Genomic DNA, 24,457 nt, shown 5'->3' on the forward strand with positions numbered 1-24,457 from the left:
ATTCTCACAAATTTTTCTAGCTCCACCTTGCCATTGAACGTTTTTTCGCCCTGTCGTGCGTTAGAGCGCCAGAATAAGAGTAATTCGTGATTTATCTCGGGTTTAGGCTGTGACTCTTGGTCTAGTTTTATGGTATTCTCATCGTCTTGCACGTAGTCATTTTTGACATACTTACCTGAGGGATATTGGCTCCATGAGCGATCTTGCTAAAGAGATCACGCCCGTCAACATTGAAGATGAACTGAAAAGTTCTTACCTCGACTATGCGATGTCCGTCATCGTGGGTCGTGCTCTTCCTGACGTGCGTGATGGTCTGAAGCCAGTACACCGTCGCGTTTTATTCGCGATGAACGTACTAGGCAATGACTGGAACAAAGCATACAAAAAATCTGCCCGTGTTGTTGGCGATGTGATCGGTAAATACCACCCACACGGTGACAGCGCAGTTTATGACACCATCGTTCGTATGGCACAGCCTTTCTCGCTGCGCTATATGTTGGTTGATGGACAAGGCAACTTCGGTTCAATTGACGGCGACTCTGCGGCGGCAATGCGTTATACCGAAGTTCGCATGTCAAAAATTGCCCACGAACTATTGGCGGATCTCGACAAAGATACAGTCGATTACGTACCGAACTATGACGGTACTGAACAGATCCCTGAAGTCATGCCGACCCGTCTCCCTAACCTTTTGGTTAATGGTGCTTCAGGTATTGCTGTGGGTATGGCAACCAATATTCCTCCGCATAACCTGACAGAAGTTATTAGCGGTTGTTTGGCATACATTGAGAATGAAGACATCACTATTGAAGAGTTGATGACACACATTCCAGGCCCAGACTTCCCAACCGCTGCAATGATCAATGGCCGTAAGGGCATTGAAGATGCATACCGCACTGGTCGCGGCAAGATTTACCTGCGTTCACGCGCGGAAATCGAAGTCGAGAAGAACGGCAAAGAAACCATCATTGTTTCTGAAATCCCTTATCAAGTGAATAAAGCGCGTTTGATCGAGAAGATCGCCGAGCTTGTGAAGGATAAGAAGATTGAAGGCATCAGTGCACTGCGTGATGAGTCTGATAAAGACGGTATGCGCATTGTTATTGAATGTAAGCGTGATGCGGTAGGTGAGGTTATCCTCAACAACCTTTACTCGCAAACGCAACTTCAGACCTCTTTCGGTATCAACATGGTTGCGTTGGACAATAACCAGCCACGCTTGTTCGGCCTGAAAGATATGCTGAAGTGCTTCGTGAACCACCGCCGTGAAGTGGTGACACGTCGTACTATTTACGAACTTCGCAAAGCTCGTGATCGTGCTCATATCTTGGAAGGTTTGGCGATTGCATTGGCGAACATCGATGAAATCATCGAGATGATTCGTAATGCACAAACTCCAGCGATTGCACGCGAACAACTGCAGCAACGTGGTTGGGAGCTTGGTACTGTTGCTGCAATGCTTGAAGCAACAGGTGTTGACGCTGCTCGCCCAGAATGGCTAGAAGATGAGTTTGGTGTTCGCGATGGAAAATACTTCCTGACTGAGCAGCAAGCACAAGCTATCTTGGACTTGCGTCTACACAAACTGACCGGTCTTGAGCACGAAAAGATCCTTGATGAATATAAAGAGCTGCTAACACTGATTGGCGAACTCATGTTCATCTTGTCTAGCCCTGAGCGCCTCATGGAAGTTATCCGTGAAGAGCTTGAAGCGGTACGTGATGGTTATGGCGATGAGCGTCGTACCGAAATCACGGCGGCAAGCCATGACATTGATATTGAAGATCTGATCAATCAAGAAGACGTGGTAGTGACCCTATCTCATGAAGGCTATGTGAAGTATCAGGTTCTTTCTGATTACGAAGCACAGCGTCGTGGTGGTAAAGGTAAGTCTGCTACGCGAATGAAAGAAGAAGACTACATTGAGCGTCTTCTTGTTGCCAACACGCATGACACCATCCTGTGCTTCTCGAGCCGTGGTCGTATGTACTGGCTGAAAGTGTATCAATTGCCACTAGCTTCGCGCACTGCGCGTGGTAAGCCGATTGTTAACATGCTACCGCTTGAGCCAAATGAGCGCATCACAGCTATCTTGCCTGTGAAAGAATACTCAGAAGACAAGTTTGTCTTCATGGCAACGGGTGACGGTACCGTTAAGAAGACGCCGCTGACTGATTTCAGCCGTCCTCGTAGCGCAGGTATCATTGCAGTTAACCTTCGTGAAGGTGATTCACTGATCGGTGTTGATATCACGGACGGTACACGCGACATTATGTTGTTCTCTTCATTTGGTAAGGTTGTTCGTTTCTGCGAAAGCCCAGTTATCGATGAAGAAGGCAACGCGAAAGGCGGTGTTCGTGGCATGGGCCGTACAGCGGCAGGTGTTCGTGGTATTAAGCTTGCTGAAGGCGATAAAGTGGTATCACTTATCGTACCGAAGAATGATGGCGACGTACTGACAGTCACTGAGAACGGTTACGGTAAACGTACTGAACTTGGCCAATACCCAGCGAAGAGCCGTGCGACTCAAGGTGTTGTATCCATCAAAGTCTCTGAGCGTAATGGTTCAGTAGTTGGTGCGGTTCAAGTCACCGAGGGTGATGAGTTCATGATGATCACCAACGGCGGTACCTTAGTGCGTACGCGCGTTGCTGAAGTGAGTCAGGTAGGTCGAAACACCCAAGGTGTGACACTTATCCGTACTGGCGAGACTGAGAAAGTCGTTGGCCTACAACGTATCGATGAGCCAGAAGAAGAATTGATTCTGGACGAAAACGGTGAAGTTGTTGTTGATGCAGAAATTGTTGAACAAGCATCTGCAGAAGCACCTGTTGAGCCATCAGCAGATACCGAAGAAGACAAAGAAAACGACGAAGAGTAATTCTTCCCTCTGATTCTTTGTTATAAAAAACGCAGCTTAGGCTGCGTTTTTTTATTATCTTTCTAAACATCGACGTAACTATACCCAAACAACCTGAATCGAGCATCTGCAGGTTACTTGGGTATCGAGCGTATTTCCCGTTCCAATCCCTTGAGAAAGGTGATAAAACAAATAGAACATTATTTATTCATGACTTCCTACGCGCCTTATTCAGTAGCGCTGCCAGCAAAGGGATGAGTTGGCACTATTAAGAAAGTCATTATTAAGCGATTCAACGCAGGAGCATTCATAGATCATGGAAAAGGTACACAATTTCTCAGCAGGCCCAGCAATGCTGCCACAAGCCGTTTTGGAAAAAGTTCAGGCTGAACTGATTGACTGGAATGGCACTGGCTCGTCGGTGATGGAAATCTCCCACCGCAGCAAAGCGTTTTTGGCAGTAGTGGATGAGGCTGAGAAAAACCTTCGTGAATTACTGTCCATCCCTGATAACTACCACGTTCTGTATGCTCAAGGTGGCGCTCGTGCGCAGTTTGCTGCCGTGCCAATGAACTTACTAGGCAGTAACACCATTGCGGATTATGTTGATGGCGGGTACTGGGCAGCAAGTGCGGTCAAAGAAGCGAAAAAATACTGCACGCCTAACGTTGTGACAGTAAAAACAGAGATTGATGGTAAACGTGCGGTACTTCCAGCTAAAGATTGGAAACTAAGTAGCGATGCAGCATTCGTGCATTTCTGCCCGAACGAAACCATTGATGGTATTGAAATACGCGATCTGCCAGAGACTAGCAAGCCAATCGTTGCAGACATGTCGTCGACGATTTTGTCACGCCCGATTGATGTGTCTAAGTATGGTGTGATTTACGCGGGCGCTCAAAAGAACATTGGCCCGGCGGGCATTACCCTGATCATCGTCCGTGACGATTTGCTAGGCCGTGCGAAAGAATTCCTACCAAATGTACTTAACTACACGACGTTGGTAGAAAAAGATTCGATGTTCAATACCCCTCCAACGTTCGGTTGGTATCTCGCGGGTGAAGTCTACAAGTGGGTGAAAGAGCAAGGTGGCGTTGAAGCGATGCAGGTGAAGAATGAAGCGAAGGCTGCGTTGCTTTATGGCTATATCGATTCATCTGATTTCTACGTGAACAACATTCATGAGAGCAGTCGCTCATTGATGAATGTGCCATTCCAACTGGTCAACGCTGATCTAGATGAAGCATTCCTTGCGGAATCAGATGCGCGAGGCTTGAAAGCACTGAAAGGACACCGAGATGTTGGCGGCATGCGTGCATCAATTTACAACGCAATGTCGTTGGAAGGTGTGCAAGCATTGGTTGACTTTATGGAAGAGTTTGAAGCAAAACACGCATAACCTTTCATTCGCTATTGTGTCTGAAACCGCCCTTATTGTGGCGGTTTTTTTTTGCTTTTGTTTTGAGTTTGTTAAATGTGCGCGTTATTTAGCCAGATGATTTGGTAGCGGAACGCAAACGTTTGCTTTTTGGTTGTGGCTGGATAAAATGGCGCGAAAATCTTCCCCATAATCATCACTTAACTATCTGATTGTTCTGAGTAACAGCAATCACAGAAGACGACTTTCAGATAACTCCTTTGCCCATTCAGCGCACAGGAGTAAGTGTACTTAAAGCAGGTATCAGTAAATGAACGATTCTCATCGTGCAGATAATGTTCGTCCATCAGAACTCATCTATGGACTCTATGACCGACCACCTCTACCACAAACCTTGTTTGCTGCGGTTCAGCACCTACTTGCTATGTTCGTTGCCGTTGTTACACCGTCGCTTATTATTTGCCAAGCATTGGGCCTGCCGTCGGAAGACACGAATACGATCGTGAGCATGTCATTGTTTGCATCTGGTCTCGCTTCTTTTATTCAAATTCGAACACTCGGCCCAATGGGTTCAGGTCTGCTGTCTATTCAAGGTACGAGTTTCAATTTTCTAGGGCCAATTATTGGCTCAGGCCTTGCGATGAAAGCAGGCGGTGCGGATACAGAAACCATGATGGCAGCGATTTTTGGTACCATCATGATTGCCTCGTTGACCGAGGTTTTCCTTTCTCGTGTGCTTGAGCATGCCCAACGCATTATTACGCCATTAGTGTCGGGTATTGTTGTCACCCTTATTGGTCTCACACTTATCCAAGTGGGGTTAACCTCAATGGGGGGCGGTTATGCCGCCATCGAAAACGGGACTTTTGGCGAACCGAAAAATCTGCTGTTAGCAGGTTCAGTGCTCGCTGTCATTGTGCTACTCAATCGCATCAACAATCCTTACTTGCGGGTTTCTTCTATTGTTATCGCCATGTCTGTGGGTACCTTGATAGCGTTTGCTCTGGGTATGGTGAACACCGCGCCGACTGACAATGTGGAATGGCTTGCGATACCAAAGCCAATGCAATATGGACTTGCTTTTGACTTCTCGTTACTTGTTCCGTTGGTGATTGTGTTTTTGGTCACATCGTTGGAAGCGATAGGGGATATTACTGCAACGTCGGAAACGTCTGAACAGCCGGTTTCTGGTCCTGTATACATGAAACGCATTAAAGGCGGCGTGTTGGCTGACGGCGTAAACTCAGCGCTAGCAGCCGTGCTAAATAGTTTTCCTAATTCAACGTTTAGCCAAAACAATGGCATTATTCAACTCACGGGTGTAGCGAGTCGCTACATTGGCTTCTTTGTGGCGGGTATGTTGGTTATCCTCGGTCTTGTACCTGGCGTTGCGACCTTGGTTCAGTTAATTCCTGAGCCGGTACTAGGCGGCGCCACCATTGTGATGTTTGGTACGATTGCCGCATCGGGTATTCGCATCATTTCGCGTTGTGAACTTAACCGCCGTGCCATTCTCATCATGGCGTTATCTTTCTCTATGGGATTGGGTATTGCTCAAAAACCGGAGATCCTCCAGTTCATGCCAGATTGGGTGAGAAACATTCTTTCTTCAGGGATGGCGGCGGGTGGTTTAACAGCGATTATTCTTAATTTAGTGCTGCCAATGGAAGATAAACTGTCAGACAAATAAACCACTGACTAGAAAGGTAGCCAATCCGCAAAAAGGGTTGGCTATCTGGTTCGATTATTTCTATATATCTCTTCGTCGTTAACCGTCTTCTTATCCTCACTTTCGTATTTCAGTCTCTATACTGAGAAAGTGGAGGTGTCGCTATGTCAAATCGCTCTGAGTCTGCACAAGTTGGAAGTATGGAATCGTCTTCCGATTTATCACCGTCAACGACGAATGCAGATGCTAGTCATCATGAATCTATACCATTGCAAACACAGTCATTTCAGGCGTGCCAGTATTGTGATCCTGAAGGCGAACAACACGCATGTCATGAACCTGCAGAAGAGTCGGGTTTTTGCTTTTGGCATGATGAAAATGCTTCCAAGGATGCACCTGATGTAAAAGCGCGTCTTGAAGCTTATGCAAAAAACGGAGGACAACTTCGAGGGATCATTGTTAAGCGTGCTGACCTTCGAGATGTTAACTTGGTGAAACACGGCCCTGGCGGAGGTTACGACCTGAGTTATGCCAACTTCTATCGTTCGAATATGACGTCAGCTCACCTGTTTAATGCCAAGTTTGATCATGGAAGCTTGATGAAGGCCGACCTCCATGATGCCAATGTTCATTGTGCCAGCTTTATTAACTGTAATCTGTTGGGCGTAAAACTGACCGATACCAAGATCGACAACATCAAGGTTGGGAATATCCTTCAACAAGAAGCCGAAGGGAAAGTAGCAGAGCGGGCAAGGGACATGGAAAAAGCACTCGATCTTTACGAGCAATCTGAAGAGATATATCGGGATTTACGTAAGGCATCAGAAGCTCATGGCATCTTCACTATGGCAGGCTATTTTTTACAGAAAGAACTGACAATGCGCCGTTACCAAATGCCATATTTGTCAACGCAACGGGCGATGTCTAAGACAGTAGATTTATTTTGTGGTTACGGAGAAAGCCCCATTCGCGTGGTGTTTTTCTCCCTTGCTTTGATATTGATAAGTGCGATGCTCTATTTCATTACTGGCATTCAGTATGCTGGAGACCCTGTCGGCTATTCGTCTGAACTTGGGTTAGGTAGTAATGCGCAGGCATTTGCAGAGTGTCTCTACTACAGCGTCGTGACGTTTACGACTTTAGGGTATGGTGACTACATACCCGTAGGGATGTCGCGATTAGTTGCTGCGACGGAAGCCTTTACTGGCAGTTTCACTATCGCGCTCTTCGTGGTGGTTTTTGTGAAGAAAATGACGCGTTAACAGTTAGACCAATGTAAATAATCAAAATAATCGAAAGCAGCGGGGGCTAGCCGAACCGCTGCTTTTTCGTTACTCTCGGGGTACGAAAAATTAAGGATCCCAAGTATTTCACATGGAGCAATTGACGTTACAACCTATTTCAACCATTAATGGTGAAGTGAACCTTCCTGGTTCAAAGAGCGTGTCAAACCGCGCATTGCTTTTAGCCGCACTCGCTAAAGGCACAACACGACTAACTAACCTGCTCGACAGTGATGACATTCGTCATATGCTCAATGCCCTGACAAAGTTGGGTGTGACATATCGTTTATCTGACGATAAAACAGTCTGTGAAGTTGAAGGCCTAGGTGGTCCTTTTCGTACGTCAGAATCTATAGAATTGTTCTTAGGCAATGCTGGAACGGCAATGCGACCACTGGCTGCAGCGTTGTGTGTTGGCCAAGGCGATTATGTGCTGACAGGCGAGCCTCGCATGAAAGAGCGTCCAATTGGTCACTTGGTTGATGCGATGGTGACGGTTGGCGCAGACGTCACTTATTTGGAAAACGAAAGCTACCCACCACTAAAAATTGTGAGCAAAGATATCAATGGCGGCGACGTCGAAATTGATGGCACAATTTCAAGCCAGTTTTTGACTGCACTTCTCATGACAGCGCCCCTATTTAGCGGTGATACTAATATTCGCATCAAAGGCGATTTGGTATCTAAACCTTACATCGACATTACATTGCACATCATGGCGCAGTTTGGTGTTGAAGTTGCTAATAACGATTACCAAACCTTCCAAGTTAAGGGCAACCAGTCCTACATTGCGCCAGGTGACTTCTTAGTCGAAGGGGATGCTTCTTCAGCATCGTACTTTCTTGCGGCTGCGGCGATTAAAGGCGGCGAAGTGAAAGTGACGGGTATTGGTAAGAAAAGCGTTCAAGGCGATGTTAAGTTTGCAGACGCGTTGGCAGCAATGGGCGCAGAAATTGAATGGGGTGATGACTATGTGATTGCTCGCCGCGGTGAATTGAAAGCCGTAGATTTAGATTTCAACCATATTCCTGATGCTGCCATGACCATTGCGACTGCGGCATTGTTTGCAGAAGGCACCACGTCTATCCGTAACGTATACAACTGGCGAGTAAAAGAAACAGATCGCCTGTCTGCTATGGCAACGGAGCTGCGTAAAGTGGGCGCGGAAGTGGAAGAGGGCGAAGATTACATCACTATCACGCCAACGGCTAATATCCAGCACGCTGAGATTGACACGTATGATGATCACCGCATGGCGATGTGCTTTTCGCTTGTTGCATTAAGCGATACACCAGTGACCATCAATGATCCTAAGTGCACATCAAAAACGTTTCCTGACTATTTCGAAAAATTGGCCGGGTTGTCAAAAAGCTAAATTTGATTGGCATTGCGAACGTGAAAAACAGGTCGGCTCATCGCCGACCTATTTTTTTGGTCCGTAGTTCCCTATAATACGCCCCCGATTCCTCAGAGCGGCGTATTGTTCGGTGAATCGTTGAATATTTGTCTTATTACCGCTTTGAACGTACATGATTTGGAGAAGTCTATGTCTACTCTCGCACCCGTAATTACTGTTGATGGCCCAAGCGGCGCTGGCAAAGGAACACTTTGCATGCTGTTGGCTGAAAAACTGGGTTGGCATTTGCTCGACTCTGGTGCGATCTATCGTGTACTTGCTCTTGCTGCCATTCATCACGGTGTTGACCCTGAGTCAGAAGATGCATTGGTTCCCCTTGCTGCTCACCTTGATGTTCAGTTCAAAGCTGAAGGTGAGTTGGTGAAAGTTATTTTGGAAGGCGAAGACGTATCTAGTGAGCTTCGCAAAGAAGAAACGGGTATGGCTGCATCGAAAGTGGCTGCCCTGCCACGTGTTCGTGAAGCGTTACTCCGCCGTCAACGTGCTTTTGCAGAAGCGCCAGGGCTGGTTGCTGATGGCCGAGACATGGGAACGGTTGTTTTCCCTAAAGCGGAAGTGAAAATTTTCCTTGATGCTAGCGCTGAAGAGCGCGCTACTCGCCGCATGAACCAGTTGCAACTAAAGGGGTTAGATGTTAACTTTGACCGCCTTTTGAACGAAATTCAGGAACGTGATGACCGAGATCGCAACCGCGCAGTCGCGCCATTACGTCCCGCGGACGATGCACTATTGCTAGATTCAACTTCTCTCAACATTGAGCAGGTGCTTGAGCAAGCATTGTCCTATATTGAAAGTAAATTTACCGTTACTTCTTGAAGTAGCGGCAAAGCCGTTGGTCGCAAGGATGATGACCGACATTAATATCAACCCCACGTGGTAGGATACCCGTGGACGTTTAAACTAATTGAAGATCAAATTAATGACTGAATCTTTTGCTTCACTCTTTGAAGAATCGCTAAAAACGATTGAAACTCGCCCAGGTGCCATCGTTAAAGGTACTGTTGTAGCTATCGCGAACGGTTACGTTCTTGTTGATGCTGGCCTGAAATCAGAGTCTTCTATCCCTGCAGAGCAATTCAAAAACGCTGCTGGCGAACTAGAAATCGAAGTTGGTGCTGAAGTTGACGTTGCACTTGACGCTATCGAAGATGGCTTCGGTGAAACTCAACTGTCTCGTGAAAAAGCAAAACGTCACGAAGCTTGGATCCAACTTGAGAAAGCTTACGAAGAAGCTGAAACTGTTATCGGTGTTATCAACGGTAAAGTTAAAGGTGGTTTCACTGTTGAGCTGAACGGCATCCGTGCGTTCCTACCTGGTTCACTGGTTGACGTTCGTCCAGTACGTGACACTGCTCACCTGGAAGGCAAAGAGCTGGAGTTCAAAGTTATCAAGCTAGACCAGAAGCGCAACAACGTTGTTGTTTCTCGTCGTGCTGTTATCGAATCTGAAAACAGCGTTGAGCGTGATGAACTACTTGCTTCTCTGCAAGAAGGTATGGAAGTTAAAGGTATCGTTAAGAACCTGACTGACTACGGTGCATTCGTAGATCTAGGCGGTGTTGACGGCCTGCTTCACATCACTGACATGGCTTGGAAACGCGTTAAGCACCCATCAGAAATCGTTAACGTTGGTGACGAAATTCTGGTTAAAGTTCTTAAGTTCGACCGTGACCGTACTCGCGTATCACTAGGTCTTAAGCAACTTGGCGAAGATCCATGGGTAGCAATCGCTAACCGTTACCCAGAAGGTCACAAGCTGACTGGTCGTGTAACTAACCTAACTGATTACGGCTGCTTCGTAGAAATCGAAGAAGGCGTTGAAGGTCTAGTACACGTTTCTGAAATGGACTGGACTAACAAAAACATTCACCCATCTAAAGTTGTTAACGTGGGTGACGAAGTTGAAGTTATGGTTCTGGACATCGACGAAGAGCGTCGCCGTATCAGCCTGGGTCTGAAACAATGTAAGAACAACCCATGGCAAGTATTTGCAGAAATGCAAAACAAAGGCGATCGCGTAACTGGTAAGATCAAGTCTATCACTGACTTCGGTATCTTCATCGGTCTTGACGGCGGTATCGACGGCCTAGTTCACCTGTCTGACATTTCTTGGAATGTTGCAGGCGAAGACGCTGTTCGCGACTTCAAGAAAGGCGATGAGATCTCTGCAGTAGTTCTTCAGGTTGATGCTGAGCGTGAGCGTATCTCACTAGGTATCAAGCAAATGGAAGAAGACCCGTTCAACAACTACCTAGCTGATTTCAAGAAAGGTACTATTGTTAAGGGTAAAGTAACTGCAGTTGACGCTAAAGGCGCAACCGTTGAGCTGATCGAAGGCGTTGAAGGTTACCTACGTGCTTCTGAAGCATCACGTGACCGCGTTGAAGATGCAACTCTAGTTCTTGCAGTTGGCGACGAAGTTGAAGCTAAGTTCACCGGTGTTGACCGTAAGAACCGCGTAGTTAACTTGTCAGTACGTGCGAAAGACGAAGCTGAAGAGCAAGAAGCAATGGCAACTCTGAACAAAGCTGACGAAGCTGCGTTCGGTAATGCAATGGCTGACGCGTTCAAAGCTGCGAAAAGCGAATAATTAATGCATTGTGAGGGGGAAAATTTCCTCCTCTACAGTTATACTGTTGAGAAACATACTAAAAGCGGGGTGTACATGACCAAGTCTGAGCTAATCGAAAGACTATGCAGTCAACAAACCCATCTTTCTGCCAAACAGGTAGAAGATGCCATCAAGGAAATCCTTGAACACATGGCCACTACACTCGAGGAAGGTGACAGAATCGAGATTCGTGGTTTTGGTAGTTTCTCTTTGCATTATCGCGCTCCTCGTGTTGGACGCAATCCAAAGACAGGCGACAAGGTTGAGTTGGACGGTAAATACGTTCCTCATTTTAAACCTGGTAAGGAGCTTCGCGACCGAGTTAACCTTTAAGGTTGATTTGCTTTCGAACAAAAAACGGCATGCGTTATGTGTGCCGTTTTTTTTATGCCTAATACAATGGTCTGACAAGGCAAATTGCTGCATAATCACTGGTATACCCAAGCCACTTTGAACCATACAACTTAAGGTGCCTTAGGTATAATAGTCCAACAAGCAAGTCATCGATGTTAGACGTTTCAGTCTTGCTCATCGTTGGAAGAAATTAAGAGGGAATGACTGTGAAGATTATTGGTATCGTTTTACTGGTCCTGTGTTTTCTAATCACGCTTGCTCTAGGTGCGCAAAATCAGGAAGTGGTTAATTTTAACTACCTGGTAGCACAGGGTGAGTTTAGATTGTCTCTACTACTGGGCGTGGTATTTGGTTCTGGATTCGCACTCGGCTGGTTGATTTGTGGCATGTTGTACATCAGAGCGAAGATGTCAGTGGCTATGATGAAAAAACAAGTCAACAGACAGCGCCAGGAGTTGGACAAACTGAGAATCGACGCCGTTAAGGAATAATCGTAAATGCTTGAGCTGTTGTTTCTATTGCTACCAATCGCCGCTGGTTACGGTTGGTATATGGGCAATAGGAATGCTCGTCATCGTAAGCAGGATCAGTCTCATCATTTATCGAGACAATATGTAGCAGGTTTAAACCTCCTTTTATCTGATCAATCAGACAAAGCCGTTGACCTGTTCATCGAACTGCTCCAAGTCGATAACGAGACTATTGATACCCACTTAGCACTCGGCAATCTTTTCCGTTCCCGTGGAGAAGTAGACCGTGCGATTCGTATCCACCAAAATCTCATCGCTCGTCCTAATCTTACTCTCGATCAACGCAATCTCGCGCTTCAACAGCTTGCCAAAGACTATATGGTCGCGGGGTTCTTTGACCGCGCAGAGAAAATTTTTCACCAATTGATCGATGAACCTGACTACAAGCAGTTTGCCCTGCAGCAGTTGCTTGCGATTTACCAACAGACGCGTGAATGGGATAAAGCCATTGATATTGCAACGCGTTTGGTTAAGTCAGGGAAGAGCAAACTCAAACGAGACATTTCACATTTCTATTGCGAGCTTGCCATGCAGATGCTGGCTGACGGCGATGAGAAAGCCACAAGACAATTACTCCGTCGCGCATTGTCGTCTGACAAGGGATGCGTGAGAGCATCGATAATGTTGGCCCGCATCGACATAGGAAACGAAGATTATCGCGATGCCGCAAGAGGTCTCGAACAGGTGCTGGAACAAGACATCGACTTTGTCAGCGAAGCATTACCGTTATTGGCAACCTGTTATCAGCACATGGACAAAGAAATGTCCTTGGTTCGCTTCCTTAAAAACTGCATCGAGAAAAACACCGGTGCATCGGCTGAGTTGATGATGTCTGACATCATTAGCGATCACGAAAACCCAGCCATGGCGCAGAGCTTCTTAACGAGACAGCTCACCAAAAACCCAACCATGAAAGGCTTCCATAAATTGATGGAGCTCCACGTTGAGCAAGCAGAAGAAGGCCGAGGTAAAACCAGCCTGACGACACTTAAGCATTTGGTTGCGGAACAGTTAAAAGTGAAGCCACATTATCGCTGCCGAAAATGTGGCTTTTCAACTCACTCGTTGTACTGGCATTGCCCATCATGCAAAGGGTGGGGTTCGATAAAACCCATCAGAGGTCTAGACGGAGAATAATTAGGAATGCAGGATCCAAAAGTTATTGTTGCATTAGATTACCCAAACATTGATCAGGCGCTTGCGTTTGTCGATCGTATTGAGCCAGGTAGTTGCCACCTGAAAGTGGGTAAGGAAATGTTTACCCTTTATGGTCCTGACTATGTGCGCAAGCTTCATGATCGTGGTCATACTGTTTTTCTGGATCTGAAATTTCACGATATTCCTAATACCTGTGCACGTGCTGTTGCGGCGGCAGCAGAATTGGGCGTGTGGATGGTGAACGTTCACGCAAGTGGTGGTGAGCGAATGATGGTTGCAGCGCGTGAAGCATTGGAACCGTATGGGAAAGATAAACCACTGCTAATTGGCGTGACAGTGTTGACCAGCATGGAACAAAGCGATCTTATGGGTATTGGTATCAACCGAGAGCCACAAGAACACGTAATGTCTCTGGCTTCGCTCACACGTAATGCGGGCTTAGACGGTGTGGTGTGTTCAGCGCATGAGTCGAACATGCTGAAATCAGCGCTGGGACAAGACTTCAAACTGGTGACGCCAGGTATTCGTCCAGCGGGTTCTGATGCAGGCGACCAACGCCGTATTATGACCCCTGTAGAAGCAGTGACCGCGGGTTCTGATTACTTGGTTATCGGTCGTCCCATAACGCAAGCAGCAGATCCTATGCAGGTGCTCACAGAGATTAACGCCTCTTTGGCTTAACACGATAGGCCCGATCATTTGGTCTGAGCAAACGCTGTTAGCGCAAATGTCAAAAGAGCGGCTTTTAGCCGCTCTTTTCGTTTTCATTCAGTGATGGAATTGCCTCGAGTCAGGCCAATAAACCGCACGTTATGCCATGTTGTATCTTGAACGTCGGTCCATGGTTGGCGCTGTGAAGTGACTTTCAATAAGACGCTGCGTCAATGCATGTTGCGGGTCAGAAAAGACAGACTGCGTTGTGCCAGATTCAACCACTTCTCCATTTTGCATCACCATCACTTTGTCAGCGACATGCTTGATAACTCCCATGTGTTGTGACACATAGATATAGGAAAGCCCCATTAACTCCTGCAACTCTAGAAGTAGGTTTAGGATCTGGGAACGCATAGACATATCTAAGCCATTCAGTGCTTCGTCCGCAACAATGACACAAGGCTGCAGAATTAGCGCTCTTGCCAAGGAGATGCGCTGTTTTTGCCCAGTCGCTAACATTTGCGGATAGAAATAGGCATGTTCTGGTAAAAGTCCGACTTGGCGTAGCGTGTCATTGACTCGACGCTCACGCTCTTGCGGCGTCATATTGGTATTTCGCTTAAGAGGGCTTTCGAGTATTTGACCAATTTGATTACGAGGATTCAGCGATGTATTAGGATCTTGGAAAATCATCCGAATTAACTTACATCGTGTTTTGTAATCATTTGGTCGAAGCACTTCGCCATTCACGCGTACTTCGCCACCTGTCGGCATGACAACACCCGCTAGCATTTTCGCTAACGTCGATTTTCCTGAGCCATTTTCACCGATGAATGCCAGAGTTTCGCCCGCGTCCAATGAGAAAGATACAGGCTTTACCGCTTCAATCACGCGCTTAGTGAAAATACCGGTGCGGTATTGATAGTTTTTGGATAAGCCATCAACTTCAAGCAGTGCGGTCATGTTTTTTGGCTTCCATATTGAGAGGGAAATGACAGGCGAATTTGTGATTCTTCACTTTGATGGTGCGTGGTACTTCAACACACTTTCGTTGTGCGTAAGGGCAGCGAGGCCCCAATCGACAACCGATCGGGAGATGCTGTAACGGTGGAATAGAACCAGGAAGCGCCGCCAGTTTACTTTTATGGGGAATGTCTTTACTGAAATCAGGCATGGCACGAAGTAAGGCATCAGTGTAAGGGTGATGCGGCTTTTCGATAATTTGCTTTCGTCCTGCCGATTCAACCGACTGACCACAATACATCACAGTGATACGGTCGGCCCACTGTGTGACTGTCGTGAGGTCGTGACTGATTAATAAGATGGTGGTGTTAGCAATTTGGTTGGTGCGGCTTAGAAGACGGAAAATTTGCGCCTGTGTAATGGGATCCAAATCGGCTGTTGGTTCATCAGCAATCAATAGTTGAGGGCGATTGGCGATGGCCATGGCAATCATCACCTTTTGGCATTCCCCATCTGTTAACTCATAGGGGTAGCTTTTCATCACGCGTTTATGATCTTTGATACCCACCTTGTGAAGCAGTGCGATAGATTGTTGTTTACGCCAAGATAAGCGCTGCCACCAACTTCCGCTAAATGAGCTCGAAGGAATGGCTTCTTCTAACTGATATCCCACTTCTTCTGAAGGGTCGAGACAGGTCGACGGCTCTTGGAAGATCATTGCAATGTCTTTACCAACAACATGGCGACGCTCACGAGCAGGCAGTGAAAGTAGGTCAATATTACCCAGTCTTAAGCGATCCGCACTGACACGCCAGTTGTCTTTGGTGACGCCACAAATGGCTTTTGCAACCAGACTTTTTCCTGAACCAGACTCGCCAACCAAGCCTCGGATCTCACCCTCATTGATGGTTAAGCTCATACGGTCAACCGCTTTGACGGGACCTTGAGGCGTATCAATTTCAATGGTGAGGTGTCGTATATCTAACAGTGGCATTATTCTGTTCCTGCGTTTAACGCTTGGCTAACGCCGTCACCGACGAGGTTGACCACAAGTACACTTATCATGATAGCTAATCCGGGCAGGGTAACAGTCCAAGGGGCTGTAAACACCAATTCGATGGAGTCTCCCAGCATTGCGCCCCATTCTGGGGATGGTGCTTGTGCACCCAAACCCAGAAAACCGAGTGCCGCAATATCTAAAATAGCAACGGAAATAGCACGTGTAAGTTCAGTGCTTAGGACAATCAAAATATTCGGCAGTACTGAGTGATACAGTAAATAGAAGCTGTTTGCGCCATCGAGCCGCGAAGCCAATATGTACTCTTTTTCCATTTCGGCATGCACCGCGGTATAAACGGCACGAATGAAACGGGGTATCAGAGCAAGCCAAACCGCCAACAGAATGCTGACTTCACCCGGCCCATAAAATGCCACCACAATAATGGCAAGAAGCAGAGAGGGGATTGACAGTATGGTGTCTAGTAAATGGTTGAGAAAGCTTGATTTTAGGCCAGATGTCATGCCAGCCAAAATACCAATCAATACGCCAAGTACAGCGGCGGCAAGTGCGACCAATACGGCATAGCCAAAGGTTAAACGTGATCCCGCAATCAGACGAGACAGCATGTCGCGCGTTAAATCATCGGTTCCCAAAAAGTAATCAACGGTACCTGCGTTGTCCCATGACGGAGGCTGCAGCAGGTGACCCGTCTGAAACTGTGGGTCGTAAGGGGATATCCAAGGCGCAAGCAGTGTGATGAGTATGAGGATGCATAGCCACCAGAAGCCGAAGACCGCTAAGGTGTTTTCACGAAATGCTTTCCATGAACGCTCTAGCTGCGTCGGGATGTGCTGCTCTAAATAAACGCTATTTGAGGGCATACCATTCCTTCCTTGCAAGCGGGCTGATTGCCGCACCGGCTAAATCGGAGAAAATGTTGGCAAGCAGTACCACGCTGCCTACAGCCAATACGCCTGCCTGTACCGTGACATAGTCTTGAAAACTCAGTGCGTTGAGTAGCCAAGTTCCGATGCCAGGCCAGTTGAATATGGATTCAGTGATGATTGCGAACGTCATCATGGTGGAGATTTGGATACCAAATTTGGGAATAATTGGAGGCAACGCATTCTTTAATACGTGTCGCATGACGATCTCTGATTTAGACAAGCCTTTAGTGGCAGCGGCTTTAATGTAATTTTGACTCATCACGTCTGCCACAGAATCGCGCAGCAACTTAATGATTTCGGTCGTGGGCGCGACAGCGAGCACGAGCGTTGGCATCACAAGATGTCGAATGATGTCTTCGATAGCCTGGCTGCGTTGGGGGTGATTGGAAATCAACACATCCACTAAGGCAAAGCCAGTGACCGTAGGGATCTCAAACAACAAGTTGTAACGGCCAGAAACAGGTAGCCAACCTAGATAGAGTGAAAACACCATGATCATCAAGATAGCCATCCAAAAGATAGGCATCGAAAATGTCAGTAACGTGATGGAGGAAATCATAATGTCAGCGGCAGACCCGCGACGAATTCCAGCCAAGGTACCAAAAGGAATACCGATGATGAGCGCCAAAAGAAAGGCAAAAAAGCACAGTTCTAGGGTGGCAGGAAACACCTGAGAAAGTGATTCAGTTACCGGTAGACCGCTGGCTGAAATACCAAGGTCACCTTGCATTAGCTGGCGTAGATATTGAAACCAGCCAGTCCAAAATTCTTGTTGATTAAAAACCGAAAAAGGGTCGAGCCGAACAATGTTGTAGCCGATCAATGTCAGAATCAGCAAAGTAATAATGAAGAGATTGAGCCTGCGAATCGCGTAGATCAACATAGATCACTGGCTCCTAGAAACATTGGCAAAAGATTTGTCTCCGAAAGGACTCAGGGTAATTCCCTGAAGCTTGGCATTTCTCGCTTGATAATGAACGCCATGTGCGAGAGGAATAATAGGCATGCGTTCTTGTAAAATGGCTTGTGCGTTTAAGTAGAGTTCACGGCGATCTTCTCGCACATCCGTCGCGATAGCAGCATCAAGGTAACGGTCAAAATAGCGGTTACACCAATTGGAAAGATTCCAACCCGTAAACTTGGCATTGCAAGACAAGAGCGGGCGAAGGAAATTATCAGGGTCGCCATTATCTGCAATCCAGCCCGTCAGCACCATATCTAAATCAGCGGGATCTTGTCTAAGTTGTTTCCGGTTAATATCTTCTTGTGCCACGAGATTCACTGTGATGCCAATCATCGCGAGGTTTGATTGAATCAACTCTGCCGCTTTTCGTGGGCTAGGGTTATAGGATTTTGGCGTGAGCGGTACAAGAAGGTCCACCGTAAAGCCGTGACGATACCCCGCTTTGGCCATCAACCCAAGCGCCAGTTGAGGGTCAAAGGCAATGGCGTTTTGCTCGTCATATGCCCATGACATCGGTGGCAACATGCCTGTGGCTGCGGTTCCTGTTCCGTAGTAAACCGATTGAATGAGTGTATCGCGGTTAATCGCCAAACTAATGGCCTGACGCACCTCTAGTTCCGACAGCGCGGGGTGACGGGTGTTGAGCGCAAGGAAGGCGACGTTCATGCCTGTTTGTGATGCAAGAACGAAGTCAGGGTTCTTTTTGATGACTGACAATTGGCTGGCGATAGGAGAGGACAAGACATCGCACTCACGTGTGATCAGCTTGGTAAATGTGCCTGTACCTCGGTTGCTAATGTCGTAAGCAATCTGCTCCATGGGCGCTGCGCCATTCCAGTATCCCCAGTGGCGTTTTAAGCGAATGTACCGATGAGGCTGATAGTCATCCAAAAAGAAAGCGCCTGAACCGACAGGGTGAGTGTCGATTCGTTCTGGTGTACCAGAAGAAAGCAAGTGCTGGGCGTATTCAGAGGAGTGAACAACGGCATACGTAGTAGCGAGAGAAGAAAGGAAAGACACATCAGGGCGCGATAAGATGAATTTGACTTTGTAGTCCCCAATGGCAACCACATCATCGATCAGGCTTTCAAAATCCATACTGTCGAACCAAGGGTATTCCCCCCCAGAAACCTCATGGTAGGGATGCTCCGGATCGATAAGTCGCTTAAAGCTAAAAACGACATCTTGGGCGCTGACACCGCGATGGGGAATAAACCACTCAGTGACTTGAAACGTCGCGCTGCGTCGAAGATCAAACGTGTACTCTTTGCCATCTTCACTCACTTGCCAACTTTGCGCCAGCATGGGAATGGGCTGGTAGGTATCGGGATCAAGCTGCAACAGACGGTCGAAGATCTGACTGGATAGGGCGTCAGCCGTCAGACCACCATCGGTGAGTTGGGGGTTAAATGTATTTGGCTGACCCGGGCCGCAATAGATGAACCCGCGGTTTCGCGCAGAGTTGTCGGAGAACGGATCTTCGCATCCTGCCAATAGGAGAATGGTAACGCTTGCGAGTAGCAAGCGGCTTAGCGCGCTCATAAGCCAATGATTAGGTAATAAAGTTAAGATGTTAATTTACCACTGAAGCAACAAAGTCACCAAGTCACGGTGCAAATAACAGAGTGATTTCAGAACAACAAACCAAAATTCATTCTGATTCGGTGTTTTCCTCACCAACCAAGTTGTATTTACGTAATAAGCCTCTTACTTGATGGTAGCTCAAGCCCAGCAGTTCTGCGGCGCGTCTTTGGTTGAACTTGGCATGTGTCATGGCATATTCGACAATGTCTTTTTCTTGATTCTGTTGCCACTGACGCAAATCCATCGGCAAGATAAATTGAGGTTGTGCGGTAGGTTCAGGTGTTGCTGAAGTTGTCCACGGCGCTTGATACGGGTCTAACAAGATGGCGTCGACAGGCGTGTCTTCGTCTGCATGCCGATAAATAGCACGTTCAACCACGTTCTTTAGCTCACGTACGTTGCCGGGCCAGTGATAGTCGTGGAGTGCTTTCATGGCATTTGCCGTAAAACCAGAGAAGTAACGATAGCCCAGCTCTCGACACATCTTCAGCGCGTAATATTCGGCTAATAAAGCGATATCGCCTTGGCGTTCTCGAAGTGGTGGAAGGTGGATGACATCAAACGCGAGCCGGTCGAGCAAGTCAGCACGAAACTTCCCGTCAGCGGCGAGTTCAGGCAAGTTTTCGTTGGTGGCACAGATGAGTCTTACGTCGGAGCTCAGCATATCGCTGCCGCCGACACGCTCATACTCACCGTATTCAATCACGCGGAGCAGTTTTTCTTGAACCCCAAGTGGCGATGTTGCCAGCTCATCTAAGAAGAGCGTGCCACCTTCTGCACGTTCAAATCGCCCTTTGTGTCGACCTTTAGCGCCACTAAAAGATCCCGCTTCATGACCAAACAGTTCGGAATCAATTAACCCTTCGCTCAAAGCCGCACAGTTCAGGCTGACGAGTGGACCATCCCATCGACGTGATAAGTAGTGCAGTCGCTTTGCGATGAGCTCTTTACCTGTGCCCCGCTCACCCAGCAAGAGGACGGGACGATTCAGTGGCGCGATTCGAGAAACATGATCGAGCACTGATAGGAAGTGATCCGATTCGCCAATAAGATTGTCAGGTTTCTGCATGGTTAAATTTACCAACTGTTAGTTTATTTCATCATACCTTGGTGGCGGCATAATGCATAAAATAATTTAAACTAATGATATTAAAGAAAAATAAAAGTTGGCACAGTGTTTGATATAAGAAAACCAATGAGGTCATTCCTCAATCGGTAGGCGCAAAGGGCGCATTCGGAATAAGGAGCATCACAATGGGTATTTTCTCTCGCTTTGCAGACATCGTTAACGCTAACGTCAATTCGCTATTGGATAAAGCAGAAGATCCACAAAAAATGGTTCGACTGATCATTCAAGAAATGGAAGATACGTTGGTAGAAGTGCGCACATCTTCAGCGCGTGCGTTGGCTGACAAAAAAGAACTGGCGCGTAAAATTGATGGTATCGAACGCCAATTGGCTGATTGGCAAGAAAAAGCCACGTTAGCACTACAGAAATCTCGCGAAGATCTGGCACGTGCCGCGTTAATTGAAAAACAGAAAGTGCACGATATCTTGCTGACTTTAAATGAAGAGTTCCATTTGGTAGAAGAGACCATTGGGAAACTTGGCAACGAAGTCGCTGAACTGGAAACCAAGCTGGCAGAAACGCGAGCGCGTCAACAAGCGTTGGTCATTCGTCGTGAAGCGGCAGGCAAACGCTTGGATGTGCGTCGTCAACTCGACACAGGACGTACTGATGAAGCGTTAGCAAAATTCGAGCAGTACGAGCGTCGTATTGATGAGCTTGAAGCTGAAGCCGAGAGTTACAGTGTTGGCAAAGGCAAACGCCTAGAAGACGAATTTGCTGACCTTCAAGCGCAAGATGAAATTGAAAAAGAGCTCGCTCGCATGAAAGCGGAACTCAAAGACAAAGAATAAAACCTAACAAGGTAAGGAGTTGGCATGTCAATGGCGTTTTTATCTATCCCACTGGTGGTGTTTCTTGTTTTCGTTGCACCCCTCTGGCTGTGGCTGCATTACCGCAGCAAGCGTCAAGTTGGTCAGGGATTGAGTGGTGACGAATTCGAACAGCTGCAAGCGTTGGCAGATCGCGCAGAAGCGTTGCAGGACCGCATTCATTCATTGGAGAGAATTCTTGATGAAGAAGCACCAAATTGGAGACATAAACAATGAGTAAAACGTTGTATCGTGATCCCGTGAACGGGAAACTCGGCGGCGTTTGTGCAGGGATCGCCGATTACTTTGGTGTAGAAATCTGGTTGGTAAGGATTATTACCGTGTCGGCTTTTCTTATTGGACTGGGCTTTTTCGTGATAGTGGCATATGTGGCCGCAACCTTGATTCTCGAAAAAATGCCGCCGGAAGAAGCAAAGAAAACTAACCATTTCCGCGAACATCAGGTCAAACAAAAGCCTTGGCAACAAGGTAAATCAGCGAGTAACTTATTGGCAGATGTTGATCAGGAAATGATGCAGATGGAGCAAGAGGTTGCCAAAATGGAAGCCTATGTTACATCGAGCGAATTCGATCTCAATCGTCAGTTCAAAAAGCTTTAATTCTCAGACTGACATCCTCATCCCTCGCTAATGTAGCGGGGGATTTCTGGTTCTAAGAGGAGCTTCCGCTGTCAATGAAATCCGTTAAAAGTCATGTCAATAAGTGGGTAAGCCGCGGCCTAGATCGTCATGTACGTCTCGCTGTTACTGGGCTTTCTCGCGCGGGTAAAACAGCCTTTATCACGTCACTCATCAACCAATTGCTTCATAGCGCGACCAATCCGAGAATGCCGCTGTTTCAGCCGGTACGAGATGGGCGTGTGCTTGGTGCTCGAAGAGTACAACAGACACAACTGCACATTCCTGCGTTTGATTATGATCAGGGGATTCAAGCGTTGCGCTCTCAGCCCCCTCGTTGGCCTTCTCCCACGCGTGACGTGAGCGAGATTCGCTTGGCGATTCGCTATCGTCCAGATAGCGGACCGATGAAACTGCTGCAAGATACTGCCACCTTGTACTTGGATATTGTCGATTATCCCGGGGAGTGGCTGCTAGATTTGCCTTTGTTGTCGATGAGCTTTGATGAGTGGTCGAGAAAACAATCGGGTATTTTGAGTGGTAAGCGCCAAACACTCGCGCAAGATTGGTTGGCGGCTTTAGACGAGTTTGATCCGTTAGCTGAAGCCGATGAGGCGCATATCGCTGCTCTTTCTGGTAAGTTCACCGCCTATTTGCATGCCTGTAAAGATGAAGCTGGCCTGCATTGGGTGCAGCCTGGGCGCTTTGTATTGCCTGGCGAATATGCTGGTGCGCCAGTGCTTCAGTTTTTCCCGCTGGTCAGTGAAAAGTACGGTGAAAGCCAACTGGCGCAAGCATCTAAAAACAGTAACTATGCGATACTTAAACAGCGTTACGATTATTACTGTCAGCATATAGTAAAAGGTTTCTACCAAGAGCACTTCTCGAAAGTGGACAGACAAATAGTGCTGGTGGATACGCTTCAACCGTTGAACGCAGGGCCAGAATCATTCAACGACATGCGCTTGGCGCTTGAACAGCTTATGCAGAGCTTTCGATATGGCAAAAGCGGGCTGATGCGTCGATTGTTCTCACCGAGTATCGACAAGATATTATTTGCCGCGACTAAGGCCGATCATGTTACGCCTGATCAGCACCCTAACCTCGTGTCTTTGCTGCAACAGTTGATACACGAAGCGTGGCAAACCGCCGCGTTTGAAGGCATTGATATGGAATGTATTAGCTTGGCATCCATTCAAGCCACAGAGCCGGGTATGGTTGATCATAAAGGTGAAACTGTTGCAGCACTTCGCGGAACGTTAGAAACTGGGGAGCCAATGTTAATGTACCCCGGCGATGTGCCTGGGCGTTTACCGGGCGATGCGTTTTGGCAAAACAATCAGTTTGAGTTTCGTCAGTTCAGGCCCATGCCAAATGATGTTGACGAGCCTTTGCCCCACATTCGAGTTGATAAAGCACTGCAGTATTTATTGGGTGACAAACTCAGATAAAGGTACGACATGAGCGACTATAAAAAAGCGATGGTGTTTGAAGACACCCAAAAGCCAAAAGATGATGCGCCAGAGTTGACGCTTCAAAAGCAGTTTGACAGTGAGGCAGCAGCGTTTGCTGTCACAGAGATAGAGCCTGAAACTGAGGCAGAGCAGATCCTTGAATCAGCGCTAACCGCGAAGAAAAAGCGTTGGGGTGTTCGCGCGCTCGCTGTGGCTGGTATCGGCCTTGTTGGTTGGCAAACAATAGACAGTGTGTGGACAGCAGTTCAAGCTTCAGATTGGCTCGCCGTAGGCTGGAGTGGCTTCGTGGCTGGTATTGCGGCTATGGGCATCGCGGCTTTAGGCCGTGAATTCATTGCCTTGCGCCGTTTGAAAGGTCGACAAGATGAGCGCGAGCAGGTGCTGTCTATCATTGATGCGGATGGTATTGGCAAAGCCAAAAGCGTATGTGAAAAGTTGGCGAAGCAGGCAAACAGCGAAATGACGGCAGGTTATGACAAATGGCAGACCTCGCTAGCGGCAACACACAATGATAGAGAAGTCTTCGAGTTATACGACCAAATGGTGGTGGTTGAGCAAGATATTCGTGCCAAGAAAATGGTCACGAAATACGCTTCTGAAGCGGCAGTGATGGTCGCATTGAGCCCATTGGCACTCGCTGACATGCTGCTGGTGGCGTGGCGAAACTTTCGTTTACTAGAACAAGTATCGACCATTTATGGCGTCAAGCTTGGTTATTGGTCTCGCATTCGTTTGTTGCGCTTGGTACTGGCGAACATGGCATTTGCAGGTGCAAGTGAAGCCATGACCGACATCGGGACAGATCTCTTGTCTGTTGATTTGGCGGGCAAACTGTCTGCGCGTGCAGCACAAGGTTTGGGCGTTGGGTTGCTTACCGCAAGGCTAGGGTACAAAGCGATGGCGGTAATGCGACCATTACCTTATGTCGGGACGAAAGCGCCAAAGCTATCTGACATGCGAAAGCAATTGTTACGAAGGCTAACATCAAGCAAAAAATAGTACTTACATGGGGCGGTGAAGCCACCGCCCTAAAT

22 protein-coding genes are annotated in these 24,457 nt (G+C 47.4%); 16 read left to right on the forward strand and 6 right to left on the reverse strand.

Annotation, left to right across the window (positions count from 1 at the left end; all coding sequences use genetic code 11):
- The first annotated feature begins 193 nt into the window (after positions 1-193).
- From gyrA to pyrF, 11 genes are all read left to right on the forward strand, one after another.
- The gene (gyrA, locus tag LRP50_RS16910) at positions 194-2,881 is read left to right on the forward strand and encodes a DNA topoisomerase (ATP-hydrolyzing) subunit A (RefSeq protein WP_274165644.1); all 2,688 of its coding nucleotides are present in this window, start codon (positions 194-196) and stop codon (positions 2,879-2,881) included.
- Positions 2,882-3,176: 295 nt separating this feature from the next.
- Complete coding sequence (gene serC / locus LRP50_RS16915) at positions 3,177-4,259, forward strand: 3-phosphoserine/phosphohydroxythreonine transaminase (RefSeq protein ID WP_274165645.1); 1,083 nt, start codon at positions 3,177-3,179, stop codon at positions 4,257-4,259.
- 289 nt (positions 4,260-4,548) lie between these two features.
- The gene (locus LRP50_RS16920; protein WP_274165646.1) at positions 4,549-5,928 is read left to right on the forward strand and encodes a uracil-xanthine permease family protein; all 1,380 of its coding nucleotides are present in this window, start codon (positions 4,549-4,551) and stop codon (positions 5,926-5,928) included.
- A gap of 143 nt (positions 5,929-6,071) precedes the next feature.
- Positions 6,072-7,169, forward strand: coding sequence for an ion channel (locus LRP50_RS16925; protein ID WP_274165647.1), 1,098 nt, complete (start codon positions 6,072-6,074; stop codon positions 7,167-7,169).
- Positions 7,170-7,281: 112 nt separating this feature from the next.
- A complete protein-coding gene (aroA, locus tag LRP50_RS16930) occupies positions 7,282-8,565 on the forward strand; it encodes a 3-phosphoshikimate 1-carboxyvinyltransferase (RefSeq protein WP_274165648.1) in 1,284 nt (427 codons plus the stop codon).
- Between the two features lie 171 nt (positions 8,566-8,736).
- A complete protein-coding gene (gene cmk, locus LRP50_RS16935) occupies positions 8,737-9,423 on the forward strand; it encodes a (d)CMP kinase (RefSeq protein ID WP_274165649.1) in 687 nt (228 codons plus the stop codon).
- A gap of 103 nt (positions 9,424-9,526) precedes the next feature.
- On the forward strand, positions 9,527-11,197 hold the full coding sequence (gene rpsA, locus LRP50_RS16940) for a 30S ribosomal protein S1 (protein WP_274165650.1): 1,671 nt from the start codon (positions 9,527-9,529) through the stop codon (positions 11,195-11,197).
- 75 nt (positions 11,198-11,272) lie between these two features.
- Positions 11,273-11,551: an integration host factor subunit beta gene (gene ihfB / locus LRP50_RS16945; protein ID WP_028022728.1), complete on the forward strand. Its 279-nt coding sequence runs from the start codon at positions 11,273-11,275 to the stop codon at positions 11,549-11,551.
- A 227-nt stretch (positions 11,552-11,778) separates the two neighbouring features.
- Positions 11,779-12,063, forward strand: coding sequence for a LapA family protein (locus tag LRP50_RS16950; protein WP_028022727.1), 285 nt, complete (start codon positions 11,779-11,781; stop codon positions 12,061-12,063).
- A 6-nt stretch (positions 12,064-12,069) separates the two neighbouring features.
- On the forward strand, positions 12,070-13,239 hold the full coding sequence (gene lapB / locus LRP50_RS16955) for a lipopolysaccharide assembly protein LapB (protein WP_274165651.1): 1,170 nt from the start codon (positions 12,070-12,072) through the stop codon (positions 13,237-13,239).
- A 6-nt stretch (positions 13,240-13,245) separates the two neighbouring features.
- Positions 13,246-13,941, forward strand: a complete 696-nt coding sequence (pyrF, locus tag LRP50_RS16960; RefSeq protein WP_274165652.1) for an orotidine-5'-phosphate decarboxylase — start codon at positions 13,246-13,248, stop codon at positions 13,939-13,941.
- Between the two features lie 129 nt (positions 13,942-14,070).
- Here the strand turns inward: pyrF and LRP50_RS16965 are convergent, their stop codons facing one another.
- From LRP50_RS16965 to pspF, 6 genes are all read right to left on the reverse strand, one after another.
- Positions 14,071-14,877: a peptide ABC transporter ATP-binding protein gene (locus LRP50_RS16965; RefSeq protein WP_274165653.1), complete on the reverse strand. Its 807-nt coding sequence runs from the start codon at positions 14,875-14,877 to the stop codon at positions 14,071-14,073.
- A complete protein-coding gene (locus LRP50_RS16970) occupies positions 14,861-15,871 on the reverse strand; it encodes a peptide ABC transporter ATP-binding protein (RefSeq protein WP_028022723.1) in 1,011 nt (336 codons plus the stop codon). Before LRP50_RS16970 ends, LRP50_RS16965 begins: the two co-directional genes overlap by 17 nt.
- Positions 15,871-16,758: a putrescine export ABC transporter permease SapC gene (sapC, locus tag LRP50_RS16975; RefSeq protein ID WP_274165654.1), complete on the reverse strand. Its 888-nt coding sequence runs from the start codon at positions 16,756-16,758 to the stop codon at positions 15,871-15,873. The genes LRP50_RS16970 and sapC overlap by 1 nt, the downstream gene beginning before the upstream one ends.
- Positions 16,745-17,707, reverse strand: a complete 963-nt coding sequence (locus LRP50_RS16980) for an ABC transporter permease (RefSeq protein ID WP_274165655.1) — start codon at positions 17,705-17,707, stop codon at positions 16,745-16,747. The genes sapC and LRP50_RS16980 overlap by 14 nt, the downstream gene beginning before the upstream one ends.
- Positions 17,708-17,710: 3 nt before the next feature.
- A complete protein-coding gene (gene sapA, locus LRP50_RS16985; RefSeq protein WP_274165656.1) occupies positions 17,711-19,330 on the reverse strand; it encodes an ABC transporter substrate-binding protein SapA in 1,620 nt (539 codons plus the stop codon).
- 109 nt (positions 19,331-19,439) lie between these two features.
- On the reverse strand, positions 19,440-20,441 hold the full coding sequence (pspF, locus tag LRP50_RS16990; protein ID WP_274165657.1) for a phage shock protein operon transcriptional activator: 1,002 nt from the start codon (positions 20,439-20,441) through the stop codon (positions 19,440-19,442).
- 185 nt (positions 20,442-20,626) lie between these two features.
- On the opposite strand from pspF, the gene pspA reads away from it, so the two are divergent.
- The 5 genes from pspA to LRP50_RS17015 all read left to right on the forward strand — a co-directional run bounded on the left by pspA (position 20,627) and on the right by LRP50_RS17015 (position 24,422).
- Positions 20,627-21,292, forward strand: a complete 666-nt coding sequence (pspA, locus tag LRP50_RS16995) for a phage shock protein PspA (RefSeq protein ID WP_028022718.1) — start codon at positions 20,627-20,629, stop codon at positions 21,290-21,292.
- Between the two features lie 24 nt (positions 21,293-21,316).
- Positions 21,317-21,547, forward strand: coding sequence for an envelope stress response membrane protein PspB (gene pspB / locus LRP50_RS17000; RefSeq protein ID WP_274165658.1), 231 nt, complete (start codon positions 21,317-21,319; stop codon positions 21,545-21,547).
- On the forward strand, positions 21,544-21,930 hold the full coding sequence (gene pspC / locus LRP50_RS17005; RefSeq protein ID WP_274165659.1) for an envelope stress response membrane protein PspC: 387 nt from the start codon (positions 21,544-21,546) through the stop codon (positions 21,928-21,930). Before pspB ends, pspC begins: the two co-directional genes overlap by 4 nt.
- 74 nt (positions 21,931-22,004) lie before the next feature.
- The gene (locus LRP50_RS17010) at positions 22,005-23,399 is read left to right on the forward strand and encodes a YcjX family GTP-binding protein (protein ID WP_274165660.1); all 1,395 of its coding nucleotides are present in this window, start codon (positions 22,005-22,007) and stop codon (positions 23,397-23,399) included.
- A 9-nt stretch (positions 23,400-23,408) separates the two neighbouring features.
- Positions 23,409-24,422, forward strand: a complete 1,014-nt coding sequence (locus LRP50_RS17015) for a YcjF family protein (RefSeq protein WP_274165661.1) — start codon at positions 23,409-23,411, stop codon at positions 24,420-24,422.
- Positions 24,423-24,457 lie beyond the last annotated feature (35 nt).

The sequence above is a fragment of the Enterovibrio gelatinilyticus genome (assembly GCF_028683095.1).
Taxonomy (GTDB): domain Bacteria; phylum Pseudomonadota; class Gammaproteobacteria; order Enterobacterales; family Vibrionaceae; genus Enterovibrio; species Enterovibrio gelatinilyticus.